This is a genomic window from Micromonospora echinofusca, assembly GCF_017614955.1.
Classification (GTDB): domain Bacteria; phylum Actinomycetota; class Actinomycetes; order Mycobacteriales; family Micromonosporaceae; genus Micromonospora; species Micromonospora echinofusca_A.
In genome coordinates, this window is record NZ_WVUH01000554.1 from 1 (window position 1) to 2,866 (window position 2,866).

Sequence of the window (2,866 nt, forward strand, 5' to 3'; positions counted from 1 at the left end):
GTGTACGGCAGGACCACCTTCGAGGCGTCGCCCACGGCCACCTTCGTCGCCGACGAGCCGATCGCGTTCCACACCTCCACCTTCACCGACCCGTTCACCAGGTCACCGAACGCACCCGTCACCGAGCGCACCCCCTGGGTGTTCCGGTAGTGCTCCCACCCGCCCACCGGATCGGTGGCGAAGTAGTTGTACGTCTCCACCCGGTCGAAGGTCCCGTCCCCGGTCAGGTCGTACGACACCCGCGCCTGCACACCGTTACCCACCCCGGTACCGGCATCCACGAACAGGTCGAACGACGTCGCCCCACCCTCGTACGCACCGGTCAACCCCGACGCCGTGAACACCTGCGCGTTCGCCGGCACCCCGTCGTGGTTCCCGTTCGCCGCCGCCACCGTCACCTCACCGGCAGCCCCGGCCGTACCACCGAGCGCACCACCGGAGAGCAGGTACTGCGTCGGGCTCAACGGGTTGGCTGGCGGAGTGGTCGGCGGGGTCGTCGGAGGCGTGGTCGGCGGAGTGGTCGGCGGAGTGGTCGGCGGGGTCGTCGGGTTGTCCCCCCACGGCACGCCACCGGTGGCGGCGCCACCGCTCCAGGTGTGCGCACCGGAGGTCACCGTCTTACCGGCCGGCACGTTCAGCACCGTGCCGTCGGAGAAGGTCACGGCCAGCGCCTGGTTGGTGATGTTGGACGCGACGTAGGTGCGCGCCGTGCCCTTCTTGAACACCTTGGCCAGCGGGTGGTTCGCGGTGATGGTGATGTCCGGGCTGCCGAGCGCGGCGAGGTTGCGGATCCAGTGGAAGGTGTGTGCCTTGCTCTCGCCCTCCTCGCTCTTGAACGTCGAGTTGTTGCGGAAGGCGGTCAGCGCCCGGTCGCCGTCCCCGGTGGCCAGGAACTGCCAGATGATGTCCTGCCAGACGTTCGGTGGGTTGCCGTTGTTGTTGCGGAGCAACTCCTCGTAGTTGGTGGTCACGTAGGCCGGGTAGTCACCGAAGTAGAAGTGACCGCCGGTGACGGGGAGCATGTTGATGCCCTGGATCATCTCCGGCGCGGCGGAGAACCAGGTGGCGTAGGCGCCACCGTCGCCCCAGACCATGCCCACCGTGGCCCGCTTGAAGTTGGCGGGGAAGTTCTCGTTGTGCACGTCGAACCAGTACTCGTGGATAGCGGCGGCCTGGGTGGTGTAGATGTACACCCCGGCGTCGCGTACCGCCCGGTTGCCGGTCGCCTGGCCCCACTGGATCAGGGCGTTGGCGAAGTTCATGCCCTCCGACGAGGACTCCTGGTTGTTGCCGGCGAAGAAGGCACCGTGCCCGGAGGCCCAGTCGTGACCGGCGTAGATGTCGAAGTCACGCAGGTACGGGAAGCGGGTGTCGGTGCGGTCGTAGTTGTTGGCGTCCCGGATCAGCAGGTCGATCATGCCGCCGTACTGCTCCTGGGTGGCCCAGGCCGGGTCGAACTTGGCCACCGTGGCCGCTGCGGCGATGAAGTAGCCGTAGTGGAAGTGGTGGTCGTTGAGTTCCATGTCGGAGCCGTACGAGGCCGGGTACCCGATCAGGGTGCCCCACTTCTTGTCGTAGTAGAAGATCTGGCTGAGCTCGTTGGGGCTGGCGGTGAGCCAGTTGTTGAGCTTGCTCTTGATGGCGTCCAGGGCGGCCTTGCGCACGTCGAGCATGCCGAGCTGGTCGGCGATCTCGGCGATCCGCGCGGCGCGGCCCATCCCCTTGCCGTTCCAGTAGGTGTCCTCGCCCAGGTACTTGGCCGGGTCGGCGAGTTCGGCCATCAGGTAGTTGCGGATGGTGGTGAGGTCGGCACCGGCGGAGTCGGCGACCGCCGGGACCTCCGGCAGTACGCCGGTGTACTTCATCGTCGTGGTGAACGACCCCACCCCGGTCAGGGTCTTCATCGCACCCCGGGCCGAGACGTAGGTCGGCTCGATCGGGGTGGCCCCGGTCAGGTGCCGCCACTGGTGCGGGTACAGCGACACCACGGTCTTCGTCTCGGTGCCCTCACGCGGCGTGGTGGTGTAGGTGTACGTCGTGTTCAGCGTGCCGCTGGCCTGGTCGTAGGTGTAGCCGATCCTCGTGCCGGTGATGTGGGCGTGGGCGTACCTGCCGTACTCGGCGGCGAGCTGCTGCCGGTCCCCGCCACCGGGGAGCACCGCGATGGAGAAGTACCCCTTGCCGGCCAGCGACGAGGTGATGACGCCACCGGAGACGGTCCAGGTGGCGCCGGTCGGCGCGTACGCCACGTAGTTGTCGTTGCCGATGCTGAAACCGATCGTCGGGCCGCTGTTCGACCAGACCACGGGCGCGGTGGTGGTGCCGGTGATCTGGGCGTTGCCGCCGGTGATCTGGTAGTAGCTGAACGGCAGACCGTGGCCGATGGTGGCCTTCATGCTGCGTACGCCGTCGCTCCAGTACGGCGTGACCGTCCAGTCGGTCCAGTCGGCGACCTTGACGGTCGGTACGCCGAGCCCGGGTACACCGACGCGGATGTCCTCGGCGTACGTGTAGTGGTACTCGCCGACCCCGGTGTCCGCACCGGTGATCAGCGGGGTGGTGTTGTAGGACAGTCCAATGCCGTTGTTGAACGTGTCGTACGACAGCGGGTGGGCGTGCAGGTTCTCGCTGTAGGCGCAGTCGAACTTCTTCCACAGCAGCGACGACCACCAGTCGTTGGTCGGCACCGGTCCGGGGGGCGCGTCGGCGGTGACGAACTCCCGGGGGTTGCTGCTGAGCTGGCCGCAGCCCTGGGGGAGGTTGCGGCCGGGGGGCAGGGTCTCGGTGTAGCTGCCGGCACCGACCGTGCCGGCCTGGGCGTTGCCGGTGCCGAGCACGACGCCGACGACGCCGGTGGCGAGGAAGG

The 2,866-nt window shown here is 68.0% G+C and carries 1 protein-coding gene; it reads right to left on the reverse strand.

The genetic code is table 11. From position 1 onward, the window contains the following. Positions 1 to 2,866: glycosyl hydrolase (locus GSF22_RS32570; RefSeq protein WP_208817750.1), on the reverse strand; the 2,866-nt coding region annotated here is incomplete at both ends.